This is a genomic window from Amylibacter sp. SFDW26 (assembly GCF_009184395.1).
In the GTDB taxonomy this organism is placed as follows: domain Bacteria; phylum Pseudomonadota; class Alphaproteobacteria; order Rhodobacterales; family Rhodobacteraceae; genus Amylibacter.
In genome coordinates this window covers 283,989-300,374 of record NZ_WEIC01000001.1, presented here as the reverse complement: position 1 = coordinate 300,374, position 16,386 = coordinate 283,989, and the positions used below count along the sequence as shown (strand labels likewise).

General features: G+C 45.2%; 14 protein-coding genes. 10 read left to right on the top strand and 4 right to left on the bottom strand.

What is annotated here, in order from left to right; genetic code table 11:
* Nucleotides 1–14 precede the first annotated feature (14 nt).
* Nucleotides 15–893, bottom strand: a complete 879-nt coding sequence (locus F9L33_RS01565) for an AraC family transcriptional regulator (protein WP_152140981.1) — start codon at nucleotides 891–893, stop codon at nucleotides 15–17.
* 170 nt (nucleotides 894–1,063) lie between these two features.
* Here F9L33_RS01565 and F9L33_RS01560 point away from each other — a divergent pair, with 170 nt between their 5' ends.
* Nucleotides 1,064–1,603 carry a protein tyrosine phosphatase family protein gene (locus F9L33_RS01560; RefSeq protein ID WP_152140980.1) on the top strand — a complete coding sequence of 180 codons (540 nt, stop codon included), beginning with the start codon at nucleotides 1,064–1,066 and terminating at the stop codon, nucleotides 1,601–1,603.
* Between the two features lie 36 nt (nucleotides 1,604–1,639).
* A complete protein-coding gene (gene gloA / locus F9L33_RS01555; RefSeq protein ID WP_152140979.1) occupies nucleotides 1,640–2,065 on the top strand; it encodes a lactoylglutathione lyase in 426 nt (141 codons plus the stop codon).
* 6 nt (nucleotides 2,066–2,071) lie between these two features.
* On the opposite strand, the gene F9L33_RS01550 is transcribed toward gloA, so the two are convergent.
* Together F9L33_RS01550 and F9L33_RS01545 are read right to left on the bottom strand one after the other, a co-directional pair.
* Nucleotides 2,072–2,623: a pseudouridine synthase gene (locus F9L33_RS01550; protein ID WP_152140978.1), complete on the bottom strand. Its 552-nt coding sequence runs from the start codon at nucleotides 2,621–2,623 to the stop codon at nucleotides 2,072–2,074.
* Nucleotides 2,624–2,787: 164 nt separating this feature from the next.
* Nucleotides 2,788–7,071 carry a Hint domain-containing protein gene (locus F9L33_RS01545; protein WP_152140977.1) on the bottom strand — a complete coding sequence of 1,428 codons (4,284 nt, stop codon included), beginning with the start codon at nucleotides 7,069–7,071 and terminating at the stop codon, nucleotides 2,788–2,790.
* A gap of 290 nt (nucleotides 7,072–7,361) precedes the next feature.
* Here F9L33_RS01545 and F9L33_RS01540 point away from each other — a divergent pair, with 290 nt between their 5' ends.
* The 4 genes from F9L33_RS01540 (at nucleotide 7,362) to F9L33_RS01525 (ending at nucleotide 10,368) form a co-directional block, all read left to right on the top strand.
* On the top strand, nucleotides 7,362–8,111 hold the full coding sequence (locus tag F9L33_RS01540; protein WP_193221932.1) for a MarR family transcriptional regulator: 750 nt from the start codon (nucleotides 7,362–7,364) through the stop codon (nucleotides 8,109–8,111).
* Nucleotides 8,112–8,193: 82 nt separating this feature from the next.
* The gene (locus F9L33_RS01535) at nucleotides 8,194–8,631 is read left to right on the top strand and encodes a TerB family tellurite resistance protein (RefSeq protein ID WP_152140975.1); all 438 of its coding nucleotides are present in this window, start codon (nucleotides 8,194–8,196) and stop codon (nucleotides 8,629–8,631) included.
* 92 nt (nucleotides 8,632–8,723) lie between these two features.
* Nucleotides 8,724–9,644, top strand: coding sequence for a fatty acid desaturase (locus F9L33_RS16030; RefSeq protein ID WP_152140974.1), 921 nt, complete (start codon nucleotides 8,724–8,726; stop codon nucleotides 9,642–9,644).
* Nucleotides 9,634–10,368 (top strand): phosphate/phosphite/phosphonate ABC transporter substrate-binding protein, encoded by a 735-nt coding sequence (locus F9L33_RS01525; protein WP_152140973.1) that lies wholly within the window; start codon nucleotides 9,634–9,636, stop codon nucleotides 10,366–10,368. Before F9L33_RS16030 ends, F9L33_RS01525 begins: the two co-directional genes overlap by 11 nt.
* Here F9L33_RS01525 and F9L33_RS01520 read toward each other — a convergent pair.
* Nucleotides 10,365–11,588, bottom strand: a complete 1,224-nt coding sequence (locus F9L33_RS01520; protein ID WP_152140972.1) for an acyl-CoA dehydrogenase — start codon at nucleotides 11,586–11,588, stop codon at nucleotides 10,365–10,367. The genes F9L33_RS01525 and F9L33_RS01520 overlap by 4 nt on opposite strands.
* A gap of 143 nt (nucleotides 11,589–11,731) precedes the next feature.
* On the opposite strand from F9L33_RS01520, the gene F9L33_RS01515 reads away from it, so the two are divergent.
* The 4 genes from F9L33_RS01515 (at nucleotide 11,732) to F9L33_RS01500 (ending at nucleotide 16,386) form a co-directional block, all read left to right on the top strand.
* Nucleotides 11,732–12,418, top strand: coding sequence for a type 1 glutamine amidotransferase (locus F9L33_RS01515; protein ID WP_152140971.1), 687 nt, complete (start codon nucleotides 11,732–11,734; stop codon nucleotides 12,416–12,418).
* Nucleotides 12,419–12,427: 9 nt separating this feature from the next.
* The gene (locus tag F9L33_RS01510) at nucleotides 12,428–13,798 is read left to right on the top strand and encodes a glutamine synthetase family protein (protein WP_152140970.1); all 1,371 of its coding nucleotides are present in this window, start codon (nucleotides 12,428–12,430) and stop codon (nucleotides 13,796–13,798) included.
* Nucleotides 13,798–15,105: an FAD-binding oxidoreductase gene (locus F9L33_RS01505; RefSeq protein ID WP_152140969.1), complete on the top strand. Its 1,308-nt coding sequence runs from the start codon at nucleotides 13,798–13,800 to the stop codon at nucleotides 15,103–15,105. The genes F9L33_RS01510 and F9L33_RS01505 overlap by 1 nt, the downstream gene beginning before the upstream one ends.
* A gap of 99 nt (nucleotides 15,106–15,204) precedes the next feature.
* On the top strand, nucleotides 15,205–16,386 hold the full coding sequence (locus F9L33_RS01500; RefSeq protein WP_152140968.1) for a DegT/DnrJ/EryC1/StrS aminotransferase family protein: 1,182 nt from the start codon (nucleotides 15,205–15,207) through the stop codon (nucleotides 16,384–16,386).

The following is a 16,386-nucleotide window of genomic DNA, read 5'->3' as shown; positions in this document are numbered from 1 at the left end:
AGCGCTCAGTCAATTCATGCATTGGCCACTTCTTGGCCACCCGTAAAATAATGCAAAGGCGATTTACCAAAATGTTTCCGAAAAAATCGCGAAAAATATAGCGGGTCCTGAAATCCCAAATCGAATGCCACCTCTTTCACACTTCGATTGCCAGAACGCAATGCAACACGCGCTTCTAAAGCCAGCCTTTCATTGACGGCTTGCATGATAGTTTTGCCCATTTCATCTTTTACTCTGCGGTTCAAAGTAGCCGTAGAAAGGTTCAAAGCGTCACTGTAAAATGATGCGTCATGATGTTCGGCATATGTGTCCTCGACAAGGTTTTGGAAAGCCACAACAACAGGAGATTGCCTAAAACTGCGGCGATGCGACGCTTGTTCTTTGGCCATTGTATTTAATTTGAAATCAGCCGCATGTAATAACAATGATCTAATAACACTAACAGCTCGGTCATTTGAAAACGGTCCAATATTTCTAAGGATTGCTTGTAACTCTTGAAACTTACCCTCTAAATAAGGCCATTCAGATTGTGGGAACTCTACGATAGGTAAACCTTTCAACCTGTTAAAAACCACACCGTCGCAATAGACCTCATCACGCATCACACGCACACAAAAGAAATCGTGATGAAAACAGATGGATTGCACTTTTGTATCTGCATCAAATACAACAACCTCACCAGGAGATAAGGTAAGCAACTGTCCTTTAGGCAACGTTACTTCGACACCTTCTAATACCACTTGTATATCAGCCTGAGTATTCCAAAACAGCCGATACAGCTGGATTGAATATTCTGGCGCTACGCCTGCTTGTGCTTGAACTGTCAAAGCAGGTAAGTCAGCATTTTCACCCGCTTCAAACGGCAACACCATAGTAGCATTAAAAGATGACATATTTTATATCCTGATATTTAGGCACAAAGACAATTGAAATGTGCATATTTATATTCGCAGAAAACAGTATTAATTTATGCTTCGTGAACATTTTGTCCATATCAAAATCATCTTTGTGTATGGGGTGAAAACACACATTATGTCAGGTTTCTCCTCAAAAGGAGACATAAATGACTTACTCGACAAAACTGACATCTATTATATTTTCGCTCATTTTCATGACATCTTTCGCTCATGCCGATATCTCAAAAGCGCGAAATTTCCATAGTTTCGATGAAAACCTTTTAACATCGGGACAACCCGCTCAATCCATTTTGGAAACCGCAGGTGATGATGGCATTCAAGTGGTCATCAATCTCGTGCCAACTTCTGAAGGTATTTATAATCCCAAAGAAGCTGAAACTCTGGAAAAGCAAGGGATTAAATACATCCACAATCCAGTTAATTGGTCAGATCCAAAAGCATCAGAATTGGAAAGCTTTCTAGCTGCAATGAAACAAGCTGAAGGGAAAAAGGTTCTTGTACATTGCTGGGCAAATGCACGCGCATCTGCATTTGCATATGCATACCGCGCCTCACAAAACCCTGAGAACGCAGAACAAGGGTACGAGGATTTAAAACAAATCTGGAAAGACGTCGCCGGATATAACCTTGATGGTAATGCAACCTGGCAAGATTTCTTAAAAACCAACATCACAAAGGCACAGTAAGCCTGTGCAAAATCACCGTAATAACAGGATTTTATAATGACATCTCCAATTCCCAATCGCATTCTATACACAATGCTCCGCGTCGCTAATCTAGAGCGTTCTTTAGAGTTTTATACAAATGCACTTGGCATGCATGAAATGCGCCGCGAAACATTCCCTGAAGGTGAATTCACACTTGTTTTCATTGGCTATGGTGATGCGGCAACGGATGCCGTGATCGAATTAACTTACAATTGGGGTGATCAAAGCTACGACCTTGGCACAGGGTATGGCCATATTGCGCTAGAAGTCGATGATATATACGCAATGGAAAAACACCTTATGTCTATGGGGATTAAGGTTATCAGGCCTGCGGGCGAGATGACATATGCGCCCACAGAAACGGGTGTCCGAGAAATCATCGCTTTTATAGAAGATCCAGACGGTTATCGAATAGAGCTGATACAAAAAGCTCTACATTAAACAGGCTTAGCTTTCAGACCGCCATTCGCCATTGGTAATTCCATCAATCGTCCAACTGCCAACACGGTATCGGATCAGACGTAATGTTGGATAGCCAATGGCCGCAGTCATACGGCGCACTTGACGATTACGGCCTTCCGAGATCGTAATAGACACCCAACTGTCTGGCACCGACTTGCGGAACCGTACAGGCGGATTGCGATCCCACAGTTCCACTGGCTCATCCATAACTTCAACCTCTGCTGGACGTGTCATACCGTCTTTTAAACGCACACCATCCCGTAGTTTTTGCAGATCATCCTCTGACGGTTCGCCCTCTACTTGTACCCAATAGGTCTTGGATGTTTTAAACTTCGGATCAGCAATACGATTTTGCAGTTTTCCATTGTCTGTCAAAATCAACAAACCTTCACTATCCTTGTCCAGCCGACCAGCCGCATAAACATTCGGCACATCGATATAATCAGATAAAGTTTGACGTGTTGATCCTTCGGTTCCCTTATCGGTGAACTGGGACAACACATTCATAGGTTTATTAAACAGGATAACTTTGGACATAGGATGTCTGTGCACCAACCCGTTCGGTTCTGCAAGTACACATAAATGTCATACGCGGATCATACGTAAGTCATACGTCGATCATACAGCCTTATTTCAGATAAAAAGGCCAAATTGATTTTACACAATCCGGCCTTTTCTATCAGTCTTGGAACTGAATTCTCTTAACTTAGAAAGTCAGGGTTTTTTGACAATACTTTTGCCTCGTGACCTTTCAGACTTGTGCGGGCTGCTGGGCCATAAGATGTGGCATCATCGCGCAATTCTGGGAACAAGGTAAAGATTTCATCACGCGCTTCATCCGTCAGAGCATTGATACCAACTTCACCAGGGTGGAAGCTTTCTGATGCTGCACCGTTGGCAAATACGATCTCGTGGTGATCAAACAGCATGTGGAAATATTCCACTTCGCCACCTTCATTCACATAGATAGTATCATTGTTTACCAGATGCTTAGCGGCTGCAAGAACTTCGCGTTCACCAAACAATAGCTCTGACTGCCAGCCTTCCACAACCATTCTGTGCTGTGGTGAAACCATCAAGTCACGATCATTTGCCAAAGCACCCGCTTTGATCATTATCGGTGCAAAGTTACCCTGTGCAGGTACTGTGCGCGACCCAATCCATTTCATTTCTTGCAGGCCATTATCCTTGGTCAAAACCATATCGCCAACTTTCAGATCTTCGATCTTCTTCTCACCTTGGTCTGTCACAATCATCGTACCACGTGTGAAACATACGATTACGTTCTCAATCTCAGAGAAGTTAACAGTAACCAGATCGCCATCATCATTCGTATATTGGAAGTTACCATTTTCACGAGATGGATCTGTAAAGTTAATATCACCTGGTGAAAGTTGGCCACTTGCAACCAATCCTGACAGATCAAGAACATCACCGAATGCATTTGGCGCACCAGGGAAGTTATCATTATCCGTGTCAGCATTATCAGGCTGGTTCGCTTCACCAGTTTCACCACCAACAATAGTTACACCAGTTGGACCTGTACCACTGGCATCATTGGCAGAAGCATCAATAGTAAAGACGTCATCACCATGACCACCGAAAGCAATGTCACCAGCACCAACAATGATGTCGTCGTCATCACGGCCACCATCAAGAGTGTCGTTGCCATCGCCACCATCAAGAGTATCACTGAAATCACCGCCATCTAGGATGTCATTACCAGTTCCACCAAACAATTCATCATCATCAATACCGCCGAACAATACATCATTGTCAGCACCACCAAAGATAATGTCGTTGTCGTCGTCACCGTAAACAGTATCGTTACCCGCACCACCAAAGACTGTGTCGTCACCATTGTTCAAAATCGGGTCGATATCATCAGGAATGTTCAATGCATCAGGGAAGCTTGGGTCAAGCGCTGCAAAGATCGTATCGTCGCCTTCGCCGCCATCAATGATATCGCTGCCTTCACCACCGATAATTGTGTCATCACCGTCACCACCATCAATGCTATCCGCATCAATACCGCCGTCGATAAAGTCATTACCGTCACCACCAGTGATTGTATCAGCATCATCGCCAGTTAGGATCGTGTCATCACCATCACCACCATCAACAACATCGCGGTCATTGAATGGGTCTGCATCGTTTGCTGTGAAAGGTTCACCTAAATCTACAGCAGGTGTAAGGCCACCAGAATTTGGTCCGCGTGTATCGATTGTATCGTTACCGTCACCGCCTTCTACACTATCACTACCGTCGCCAGTTGTGATTGTATCATCGTCATCGCCACCATCGACTGTGTCATCGCCAGTGCCACCAATAATAGTGTCATTACCAGCGCCTGTTGAAACATCGATACCACCTGTTGTGACAGAACCGTCAACAACGTCATCACCAGCACCTGTTTCAATAGTTTCGATTTCAGAGAAGGTCGCTTCATCACCAGATGTATCGCCTTCAACCTCACCGCTTTCGTTACCGTCAAATGTGACATTCACACCTTCAACAACATCTGTTGTGTCCAATGTATCGTTATCATCACCGCCTTCGCCGCCTTCGATAACGTCACCATCAAACTCGCCGTCGCCTAGTAGGATTGTGTCTGCATCAGCACCTGCAAAGATTTCATCTGCACCAACACCGCCGTCAATTGTGTCATCGCCAGCAAAGCCGTTGATGATGTCATCGTCACCATCAATACCGTCAACACTGTCGCCTTGTGCATCAACAAACACACCGCCACCAGCACCGCTTGTTGGTGTGATCACATCATCACCTGCTGTGCCATCAACAGGCCCTGCAACGCGGTCGCCTAGAATTTCTTCAATTTCTGTGAATGTAAAACTTGCACCAGTTGGAACACCACCAGCATCCAAGAATTCAATAGTACCATTCGTACCATTGCCATTACCATCAACCACCTGATTGATAACACGGAATGGCCCTTGGCCAGTTAGATCGAGCGTATCAAAGTCATCACCATCAGAGCCGCCGTCAATAACATCACCATCGGTACCGCCAATGATCAAGTCGCGATCTGCGCCAGCGTTGATGATGTCTGCGCCGTCACCACCTGTGATCGTATCATTGTCATCACCACCTTCAAGAAGGTCGTCGCCGCCTTTGCCTTCGATAACATCATCACCTGCGCCACCAAATAGCTCGTTAGTGAATACATCTGGAACTGATGTACCTTGTTGATCGAAACCAACCAATGTGTCGTCAAAGTCAGAACCGATGACACCATCGATGCCACCAACGATCGTATCGTTATCCGCATCACCACCAGACAAGTCGCCTGTTGTAAGGTTCACGTTCACAGCCGCATCAGAATTTGAGTAATCTAAATTGTCTTGGTCCGCGCCACCTTGGAAACTGTCAGCGCCATCACCGCCGATGAATACATCATCGCCAGCACCACCAAACAATTCGTTAGTGCCTGTGCCGCCTGACAATACATCGTCACCGTCTTGGCCAAAGATATCATCGTCACCTGCGCCACCATCAATGGTGTCATTGCCACCTGTGCCACCTGCAACGATTGTGTCAAAGAATACATCTGTCACTGTTGCATGCGAGCTGTCGCCACCGTCATTCGTGTGTATGATCTGGATTTTGGCAACAGGACCTGCAATCTCAACCAAAGCAGAGTGATCTGCGCCTGCGTTCGAAGAATTACCGCCGTCAGAAGTGATTGTGTCATTGCCAGCAACACCGTCTTCGTCTGACAGTGTTACATCAGAGCCCGCACCACTGATAGATACCTCTACAGGGTTCCCATTCGCATCAAAGGCTAGGATTTGTAAAACAGAATCGTTGTCCACGTCATTCACACGGAAATCGATGTTTGCCACTTCTTCAGAGAATTCCAATTGATACGTTGCTGTCTCACCATCGTTCTCGGTTTGAGATTCTAATGCACTATTGTTGTCTACAGTCTCAGAACCACCATCAATGCCTGTGATATTCTGATCATCGTCTTCAAAATCTGTTTCAATGTTCAGGTTATTCAACTGTGTATATGTAACATCCACAGACCCCGTATTTTGTGTGAATGTCGGTTCAAAGTCATCAGACTTATCGATTTGACCGCCATCATCAGGATCAGGCACATCGCTCCAGTTGAAAGACTCGCGTGCGGATACAGTCGGTTGACCTGGAACATTGCCGCCATAAATAACGTCATTGCCTTCACCACCTTGGATGCTGTCGTCACCATCGTAACCTGCGATAATGTCATCATCACCATCAGCACCGTCAATTGTGTCATTGTCTGCATCGACAAAGCCAACTAGCATTGTATCGTCACCATCCGTGCCATCTACAATGTCATTGCTCGTATCTGCTGGAAGTGTGTCATAAGTGATATTAGAAACATTCACCTGTTGATCCGTTACATCGCCATTTGCATATTCGATAACGATCTTAGAAACAGGTCCATCGATGTTTACAAGTAAAGAGGCTTCTGAATCAGTCGGAAGAAAGTGTTCATCATTACCTATTACAGTATTGCCGTTTTGGGACATTGAAGATGTTGGTGTGAGTGTCACCGCAACCTCATTACCCGAAGCGTCAAAGGCTGTGATCGTAACGATATCAATGTGTTGATCGCTATTTGTACCAATATCTAAATCGTTGATGCGGAAAGCAACGTCAGAAACATTGTCACTTAGGTTCGAACCAGAATTAGCAGAGAAATCGATTGTGGCTTTGATTGTATCATCCGCCGCAGAACCATCCCCACCTGGGCCAAACAAACGCAGTGAACTGTCGCCATCAAAATTTTCTGGGCCGCGGAATATATCTTCGTCGCTTACTGTGGCAGTTGCAGCTCCACCAGACTGATCTTGGAACGATACAAACGCAGAAATAAGGCCCATGTCATATGTAGCGCCCCCCTCTAAATCCGTATTGTCCGCTTTATCTTCCCAATTCAAAACATTCGAATTTGAACTTCCACCACCATAAACAGTCATCTTACACTCACTCCACACCCTAAAAAGGCTCACTAGAAAACGGTATTTATCCGCAAATTATAAAATGTCGGCCCCCAGTACGTTGTCCAAAATAACTGCAAAACGCACATTGCTGACACAATTGAACACAGGAATGCCACATTTTGAGCGGAAGTAAAATTTATTTTTGCATATATTGAAAAAACGATATAACAAGAAACAATAACCAAATTCACGATATGATTAGGTTGCCAAAATGCAACTTAAAGGTGTTAATTTTTAACATAAACCACCTAGAGGCGCAAATGGTGATGAAAAAAGAAGCAGCACAAATTGGCGCAGCTGCACGCGCATTTACTGTTTTAGAGGTGATTCTTAAAAACGGCCCGATAAAACCTGCTAAAATTTGTGAAATGACACAATTAGGACGCAGTGCAGTGCATCGCAGCATCCATTTACTGGTAGAACAAGGTTGGGTACGCACTCAATTGGGCGACCGTGCCTGCATCGCCACATATCAATTTGACCAGCTCGCTGCGGATGCAAATTTTAGTCAGCCAGTACAAGATCAAATCTACCCAATTCTCAAAGAGCTTTGCACCGCTCATTATTTACACGGTGACATTGCTTTCTTATTTGGGGGCGGCATTGTACGGCTGGTAGAAAGTACTGACAGTAAATATGACATCACCCAACCTCTATCATTAGTGAACTCCGATATATCTACAGCAATATTTAGCATTATGGAACGAGAGCAAATTACACGCTTGTCCACAATTGCAATGAAAACCATGGAAGACGATGAAAAAAACGATATCATTTCTGGTGGTCTAGCAATGCGGATTGTCAAAGCACGTGAAGATGGCAATATGGCATGGGATTATAATGATTCATATGTCAGCATCCCCTTTTACGATAAAACAAAACTTTATGGGGCGGTACGTCTCAGGCAAAAATATGTATCTAAAACAGGGCGACAAACGCTATCCTATGTGGCGACAGAATTGCACAGACACTTACCCCAAGTTTTTAAAAACAAACCAGTTATCAGTCCACGGTAAAATACTTTCAATCACGAAAACCTGTTTAGAAAATCGATAAACACTGCTTGATGACAGCGATCTAAAGACCTAAACCAGCTTTATGATAAAAGATATTCTGAAAGCCTTTCAAGCAACCACAAAACCATCGCTAAGCACCGATGATGCCCATACAGCTTTAGCAGCTCTTATGGTACGAGTGGCTAAAGCTGATGGCACATATGCGGCCGCAGAAATTTCAACAATCGAGCGTGTCTTAATCAAGCAATACACATTAAGCGAAGATGCCGCCAAAGACTTACGAAAAGAAGCCGAAGAGTTAGAGATTATTGCTCCCGATGACGTACGTTTCACGCGCGTAATCAAAGAGGCCGTTGCTTACGAAGAGCGTTCTGGCATTGTGGAAGCGCTTTGGTCTGTTGTTTTATCTGATGGAGAACGCGATGACGAAGAAAACAGCTTTATGCGCTTGGTTGCGAACTTGTTGGGTGTGAATGACCGCGACAGCGCATTGGCCAGACAACGTGTTATGAAGTCATAATAACCCATTCAGTTTTTATTTTGAGATTTTGATGAAATCGAGTACCATTTTCGCGAAGTGAGTATCACTTTTCCAAGATTTCGGAGTTTTATATGTCGCGGTTCATTCCGTCGCGCGCCTATGAATGGCCTACGCTTATCTTATTGTGCATCACATACCTCTTATGGGGCTGCTTCACGTATTATGCATCGACATTAGGCTCTATACTTACAATTCTGTGCTTGGCTCCCATCATAACACTCCATTCATCGCTGCAGCATGAAACCCTACACATCATAGAACCAAAATCAAAGCTCCTAGGCCAATCGTTGGTTTTCCCAGCCATTGGCTTTTTTATACCCTATATAAGATTTCGCGACACACATTTAGCCCACCATGTGAATGAGTATCTTACGGATCCATATGATGATCCCGAAAGCTATTATTTGTGCAAAACAATATGGGCGACCCAACCCCGTTGGGTGCAAAAAGTTTTGACGTTTAACAACACCTTGATCGGTCGGATCCTCATAGGCCCATGCATTGGCCAAATTGCATTTATGCATCAAGATTTTAAAGCCATACTAAAGGGCGATACATCCATTCTGAAAGCATGGTTGATCCATGCCATATCTGTCGCTTGTGTTTTATGGGGTCTGTTAACATATACAACCATCGGAATGGGCACATATATACTCGCGTGTTACTGCGGTTTGTCCATCTTAAAAATCCGCACCTATTTAGAGCATCGCGCCCATGAAAACATGAACGACCGCAGTGTCATAATCGAAGATAGAGGGCTTTTGTCATTCTTATTCTTAAACAACAATTATCACGCAGCACACCATGCACAACCACAGATTCCCTGGTATAATTTGCCTCTCTTTTTCAACGAGAACCGCAGTAAGTTCATAAATAAAAAACATAATTATTCTTACCCAAACTACAAAACAATTTTCTCCAAATACATGTTCCAAGCCAAAGAGACTGTGCCTCATCCACTGTGGAGTATAGAAAACCGCAATGATCGCTAGTTTACCTATGTATATGCGTCCAGAAACCCACGCAGCATATGAACGATATTGGTCCGCGATACGTATACAGCTTTTAGAAATCGGAATAGAGGCCCCACAAACCCTAAGTGATGTTGAAACGATTGCACATTGGCAACAACAAGACATGGTTTTCAGTCAAACCTGCGGCATGCCCTATCGCCTTGTGCTTAAGGACAAGGTTCAATTGGTCGGCACGCCTGATTTTGACATTACAGGTTGCCCTGCGGGATATTATAAAAGTGTTCTGATTGTGAATGTTCAGGATGACCGCGAAAAGATAAGCGACTATAGAACATCCACACTGGCTGTGAATGCTATAATATCCCAATCGGGCTTTGCCGCCCCACAAAACATGGCCAAAGAACTGGGTTTTAAGTTTGAGAATATCACCCTATCTGGTGCTCACCGCGCCTCCGCGCAAATGGTCGCCAAGGGGGACGCTGACATAGCCGCCATAGATGCTGTCACATGGCGCGACATTCAACGCTATGATAGATACGAAAGTTCCTTAAGGATCATCGACACAACACCAGCTACACCAGGCCTACCCTATATCTGTGCCTTACATTTTGACCGAAATGATATCAGACAAGCCGTTGCAACAGCAATTGCAGAGCTAACGGCGTCTGATCGCGATATCTTAGGTATCAAAGCGCTGATAGACATCCCAAGCGCGGATTACCTATCTGTTCTCAACCCTTAGAAAAAAGCCTGCAAACCCGTTTGTGCACGCCCAAGGATCAGCGCATGTACATCATGCGCTCCTTCGTAGGTGTTCACAGTTTCTAGGTTCACCATATGGCGCATCACCTGAAATTCCTGACTGATCCCATTACCGCCATGCATATCACGTGACATCCGCGCTATATCCAATGCTTTACCGCAGTTATTGCGTTTCATCATACTAATCATTTCTGGTGCTGCTTTCGCTTCGTCCATCAAACGACCAACTTGCAAAGCACCTTGTAACCCAAGGGTAATATCCGTTTGCATATCCGCCAATTTCTTCTGATAAAGCTGTGTTTGTGCCAATGGGCGCCCAAACTGATGGCGATCCAACCCATATTGACGTGATGCGTGCCAACAGAATTCCGCTGCCCCCATAACACCCCAAGAAATACCATAACGTGCGCGGTTCAAACACCCAAACGGGCCTTTCAAACCTTCTACATTTGGCAACAATGCATCTTCGCCGACCTCAACACCATCCATCACAATCTCGCCTGTGATCGAAGCGCGTAAAGACAGTTTGCCATCAATCTTGGGGGCAGACAGGCCTTCCATGCCTTTTTCCAGAACAAAGCCTTTGATCTTGCCATCATGCGCATCAGATTTTGCCCAAACCACAAACACATCAGCAATTGGCGCGTTTGAAATCCACATCTTTGAGCCACTGATCTTATACCCATTCGCCGTTTTCTCAGCGCGTGTCTTCATACCTGCTGGATCAGAACCTGCATCAGGTTCTGTTAGACCAAAACAACCAATAAATTCCCCGGAAGACAGTTTTGGCAAATACTTCACCCGCTGTTCTTCACTACCGTAAGCATAGATGGGGTACATCACTAACGAAGATTGCACAGACATCATTGAACGATATCCGCTATCGACACGCTCAATCTCACGCGCAACCAAACCGTATGTCACATAATTGGCGCCCAAACCACCATATTGCTCTGGAACTGTTGCCCCCAATAGTCCCATTTCACCCATTTCGCGAAAAATCACAGGGTCTGTCTGTTCATTCGCATAAGCTTCAATCACACGTGGCTGTAGCTTGTCTTGTGCATATGCCCGTGCAGAGTCGCGGATCATCCGTTCTTCTTCGCTCAATTGGGTTTCCAGCATCAAAGGATCTTCCCAATCAAACGATGATAAGGACGGATTATCTTTGGCTTTAAGAACTGGTTTATCGCTCGGCATTGCAAACTCCATCAATCAATATGGTATGGCTAACGAGGGAAATCAGGGTTCGCAAGAGGTATCCGCAAATAATTTGATCAAATTATTCTTGCGCACCCCACAAGCCCTCTGCTAGCCATGAGACAAGATGAAACAGGTGATGAATGAGAATCGGTATTTTGCAAACAGGCATTACGCCAGAGCAAGTCTCAGCCAAACATGGCGAATATCCAGATATGTTTGAACGTTTCTTGGCCAATCGCGGCTTTGAATTTGACCGTTACAGTATCGTTAATGCTGTTTTTCCCACATCTATAAAAGATGCAGACGGATGGCTCATCACAGGTTCAAGACATGGCGTCTATGAAGACCACCCTTGGATTCCACCATTAGAAGAGTTTATCCGCGCGATATACGCAGCAAACATCCCATTAGTTGGCGTATGTTTTGGCCATCAAATCATTGCTCAAGCTTTAGGTGGCAAAGTTGAGAAATTCGACGGTGGCTGGTCTATTGGTCACACAGACTATCTGATGGATGGTCAAGATACTCCGATGCAATTGAACGCATGGCACCAAGACCAAGTTGTTGAATTACCAAAAGATGCTCGTGTTATTGGCTCTAGCGACTTTTGCAAATATGCATTTCTTGCTTATGGCGATACCGTTATGACCACTCAACCACACCCAGAATTTGGCAGCGATATTGTTCAAGGTCTGATCGATCACCATGGCAAAGGTGCTGTACCCAAAGATTTGGTCACAGAAGCACAATCGCGTATAGATAGCCCAACACAAGCAGAAACAATCGCAGATATGTTTACCGCTATCTTCAAACAGTCCAAATGCTAAGGGGACATCATGAGCACGCAAAATGACTGGCTGGATCAAATACCGCAAGCTGCACGCGACTATATCAACGGACGCAGACTGGAAGAAGTGGAATGCATCGTTGCAGACACCACAGGGATTGCGCGCGGCAAAGCTATGCCTGCGCTCAAGTTTTCAAGCATGGACCATATGTACATGCCTGATGTTATTTACTACCAAACAGTTACTGGCGGTTACGCCGACATTGACGATCTAAAAGACCAATATGTCGAAGGTGATATGGTGTTAAAACCAGATTTTTCCTCTGCCACAGCGGCCCCTTGGACAGGCGACATCACACTTCAAGTGATCCACGACGTTGAGGATCAAAAAGGCAAACCAATTCCAATGGTGCCGCGCAATGTATTGAAACGCGTTATCGCTCTTTACGAAAAAGAGGGCTGGGTGCCAGTTGTAGCGCCTGAAATGGAATTTTATCTGGTCAGCCCTAACGTTGATCCAAATGTTCCAATCGAACCAATGATCGGGCGCACAGGTCGCCCTGCGGCAAGCCAACAATCCTATTCCATGTCAGCAGTTGATGAATACGGGCCTGTCATTGACGACATATATGATTTTGCCGAAGCCCAAGGTTTAGAAATCGACACGATTATCCAAGAAGGAGGTGGCGGTCAGATAGAAATCAATCTGAAACATGGTGATCCACTCAGATTGGCTGATGAAGTGTTCTATTTTAAACGCTTGATCAAAGAAGCCGCATTACGTCACAATTGCTTTGCCACGTTCATGGCAAAACCTATGGCGGACCAGCCTGGATCTGCGATGCATATCCATCATTCAATCGTTGATCCAAAGACAGGCAAAAATTTGTTCACAGATGAAAAAGGCAAAGCCACAGATTTGCACAATCATTTCATTGGCGGTCTACAAGAATATCTACCGGCTGGATTGGCTTTTATCGCACCTTATGTGAATTCATACCGCCGTTTCGTTGCCGAATACTCGGCCCCAACCAATCTGGAATGGGCCGCTGATAATCGTACAACAGGCATTCGCATCCCAACATCAGTGCCAGCAGCACGCCGTGTCGAAAACCGCGTTGCAGGTATGGATTGCAATCCATATATCGCCATAGCTGCAAGTCTTGCTTGCGGATATTTGGGTATGAAAAAAGGCATTCAGCCACGCAAAGCCGCCAAAGGCGTTGCATACTTTGGGCACAGCCAAATTCCAGAAACAATCCATGACGCACTGGTTCTATTGGATGATTGTCCAGAATTAGCAGACGTAATGGGCGAACATTTCGTAAGAATTTACCGTGCTATTAAAACGGCAGAAAATGAAGAGTTCCAGCAAGTGATTTCCCCGTGGGAGCGTGAACATTTGCTTATGAGTGTCTGATGGACCTCCTTCATTCAAATGATAGTTTAGGCACATATCCCAACAGCTGGTATGCAGCCACAGCAAACACATTAGTGCCCTTCCCGACCTTAAAGGGTGCCGTAAAGGCAGATGTCTGCATTATCGGGGGCGGTTATACAGGCTTATCAGCCGCACTGCACTTAGCCCAAGCAGGGTTTAAAGTTGCTGTTTTAGAAGCCCACCGCGTTGGCTGGGGTGCTTCTGGGCGCAATGGTGGGCAATTGGGCAGCGGGCATAACCAAGAGCAAGATTATCTGGAAAAACTGCTGGGTATAGGCCCAGCCAAAAAACTTTGGAACATCGCGTTAGAAGCCACGGATACCGCGCGTGGCTTAATCAAAACGCATAACATAGAGTGCGATCTGCGCGATGGTATCGCACACGCCAATTGGCATGCGTCTGATGTTGGGCATGATCATGCTTATGTTGAAAAATTAAACCGTGATTACGGCTATGATAAAATCACAGCACTCGATTTTGACCAGACCCGTGCATTGATCGGATCAGAGGCTTATCATGGTGGTACATTGGATATGGGGGGCGCACATCTGCACCCTCTAAACTACGCTTTAGGGTTAGCAAAGGCCGCTGCAAGCGCCGGTGTTCAAATTTATGAAACCTCAGAAGTAACCAAAGTTCAACGTAACAGCACCCATCAAATATGCACCAAACAAGGACATGTCACAGCAACCAACCTGATTTATGCCTGCAATGGCTACTTGGGCAAACTTGAGGGCAAAACAGCCGCAAAAGTCATGCCAATCAACAATTTCATCGCTGCAACCGAGCCATTGGAACAAGACATGGCCGAAAGTTTAATCGCACAAGACGTCGCCGTGGCTGATAGTAAATTCGTTGTAAACTATTTCAGACGCAGCGCAGACAACCGCATGCTGTTTGGGGGTGGTGAAACCTATGGTTACCGTTTTCCAAAAGACATCGCATCCCTTGTGCGCAAACCCATGCTAGAGGTTTATCCGCAATTAAAAAACGCCAAGATCGAATATGCATGGGGCGGCACACTCGGCATTACATTGAATAGAATGCCTAACTTTCAAAGACTTAGCTCAACATGTTATTCTCTATCTGGTTATTCAGGTCACGGTGTTGGCATGGCAACGATGGCTGGAAAAATCGTATCGCGCGCGATTCAAGGCAACGCAGAACAATTTGATGCCATGGCACATATCCCCACACATAACTTTCCAGGTGGCGCGCATTTACGCTGGCCAGGTCTCGTTTTAGCCATGACTTGGTACGCTCTACGCGACCGACTTGGGCTTTAATTCGCCTTTCATAAATCTGTTGCAATTATTGGGTAGTCACAGCATAAAATTACATCTATAAAAACCGAAACTCAGTTTCGGATAATACGAAAGAATGTTATGCTAAAGAAGAATTTCCACCAAGCAGAGCCAATTCCAGAAGAAGCACGCGCCTATATTGATGCCCTTTTAGAAAGCGGCGATTTATTCCGTTACCACGCATCTGAAGATGCCCCAGTAACACTGTTGGAAAAAGAATTCGCCGCCATGATGGGTTCTAAATACGCTTTGGCTGTGGCTTCTTGTTCTGCGGCACTATTCTTAACACTACGCGGCTTAGAACTTTCACATAATGCCAAAGTCCTGATCCCTGCCTTTACATTCGCAGCGGTTCCATCCGCAGTCATTCACGCAAATTGCACCCCAGTTTTGGTCGAAGTAAACGATAATTATCGTATCGATGTAGAAGACTTTGCTGCAAAATTCACAGATGATATCGAAGCCGTTCTCATCAGCCACATGCGCGGTCACACATCCGATATGGATGCAATCAAAGCGCTTTGTGATGAAAAAGACATTCCATTGATCGAAGATGCCGCTCATTCATTGGGCACGACTTGGAACGGCCAAAAAATCGGAACAATCGGCAAAGTTGGTTGCTTCAGTTTCCAATCCTACAAATTGGTCAACGGCGGTGAAGGCGGTATTTTGGTCACTGACGATGCTGATATGATTGCTAAATGTGTGATCATGTCTGGTGCATACGAAAGTAACTGGCAAAAACATGGGCTAGATTGCAACGCGTTCAGTAAATACCAAAACGAACTACCACTTTACAATACACGTATGAGCAACCTATCTGCCGCTGTTATCCGCCCACAGTTAAAAGAGGTTGAGCGCCGCGTTGATGATGGCCTACGCAATCACGACAGCCTTGCAAACCAACTGAACAGTTCCCCTTATTTCGATGTGCCTGAAGCATTAGCACCTGAAAAACGCGCACCAGACAGCATTCAATTCAACCTTATTGGTTTCACAAACAGCCAAGCACAAGCCTTTATGGCAGAAGCTCATACACAAGGTGTACCTGTCAGCATATTCGGCCTACACACGGGTAACGCCCGCGCTTATTGGAATTGGAAATTCTTAGGAGAAACACCTGAATTACCAAAAACCAAAGCGATGCTGGCACGTGCATGTGATGTACGTCTTCCAGCAGCATTAACGCTTGAAGAGGTCAACACGATTGGTGATGTACTTTTGGCCTCGGTAGAACAAATCAAATCTGGAAAAGCAGCCTGA

Coding starts and splice junctions, on each gene's coding strand:
- F9L33_RS01565 (WP_152140981.1), bottom strand. CDS start 893: ATGTCATCTTTTAATGCTACTATGGTGTTGCCGTTTGAAGCGGGTGAA.
- F9L33_RS01560 (WP_152140980.1), top strand. CDS start 1,064: ATGACTTACTCGACAAAACTGACATCTATTATATTTTCGCTCATTTTC.
- gloA (WP_152140979.1), top strand. CDS start 1,640: ATGACATCTCCAATTCCCAATCGCATTCTATACACAATGCTCCGCGTC.
- F9L33_RS01550 (WP_152140978.1), bottom strand. CDS start 2,623: ATGTCCAAAGTTATCCTGTTTAATAAACCTATGAATGTGTTGTCCCAG.
- F9L33_RS01545 (WP_152140977.1), bottom strand. CDS start 7,071: ATGACTGTTTATGGTGGTGGAAGTTCAAATTCGAATGTTTTGAATTGG.
- F9L33_RS01540 (WP_193221932.1), top strand. CDS start 7,362: ATGAAAAAAGAAGCAGCACAAATTGGCGCAGCTGCACGCGCATTTACT.
- F9L33_RS01535 (WP_152140975.1), top strand. CDS start 8,194: ATGATAAAAGATATTCTGAAAGCCTTTCAAGCAACCACAAAACCATCG.
- F9L33_RS16030 (WP_152140974.1), top strand. CDS start 8,724: ATGTCGCGGTTCATTCCGTCGCGCGCCTATGAATGGCCTACGCTTATC.
- F9L33_RS01525 (WP_152140973.1), top strand. CDS start 9,634: ATGATCGCTAGTTTACCTATGTATATGCGTCCAGAAACCCACGCAGCA.
- F9L33_RS01520 (WP_152140972.1), bottom strand. CDS start 11,588: ATGCCGAGCGATAAACCAGTTCTTAAAGCCAAAGATAATCCGTCCTTA.
- F9L33_RS01515 (WP_152140971.1), top strand. CDS start 11,732: ATGAGAATCGGTATTTTGCAAACAGGCATTACGCCAGAGCAAGTCTCA.
- F9L33_RS01510 (WP_152140970.1), top strand. CDS start 12,428: ATGAGCACGCAAAATGACTGGCTGGATCAAATACCGCAAGCTGCACGC.
- F9L33_RS01505 (WP_152140969.1), top strand. CDS start 13,798: ATGGACCTCCTTCATTCAAATGATAGTTTAGGCACATATCCCAACAGC.
- F9L33_RS01500 (WP_152140968.1), top strand. CDS start 15,205: ATGCTAAAGAAGAATTTCCACCAAGCAGAGCCAATTCCAGAAGAAGCA.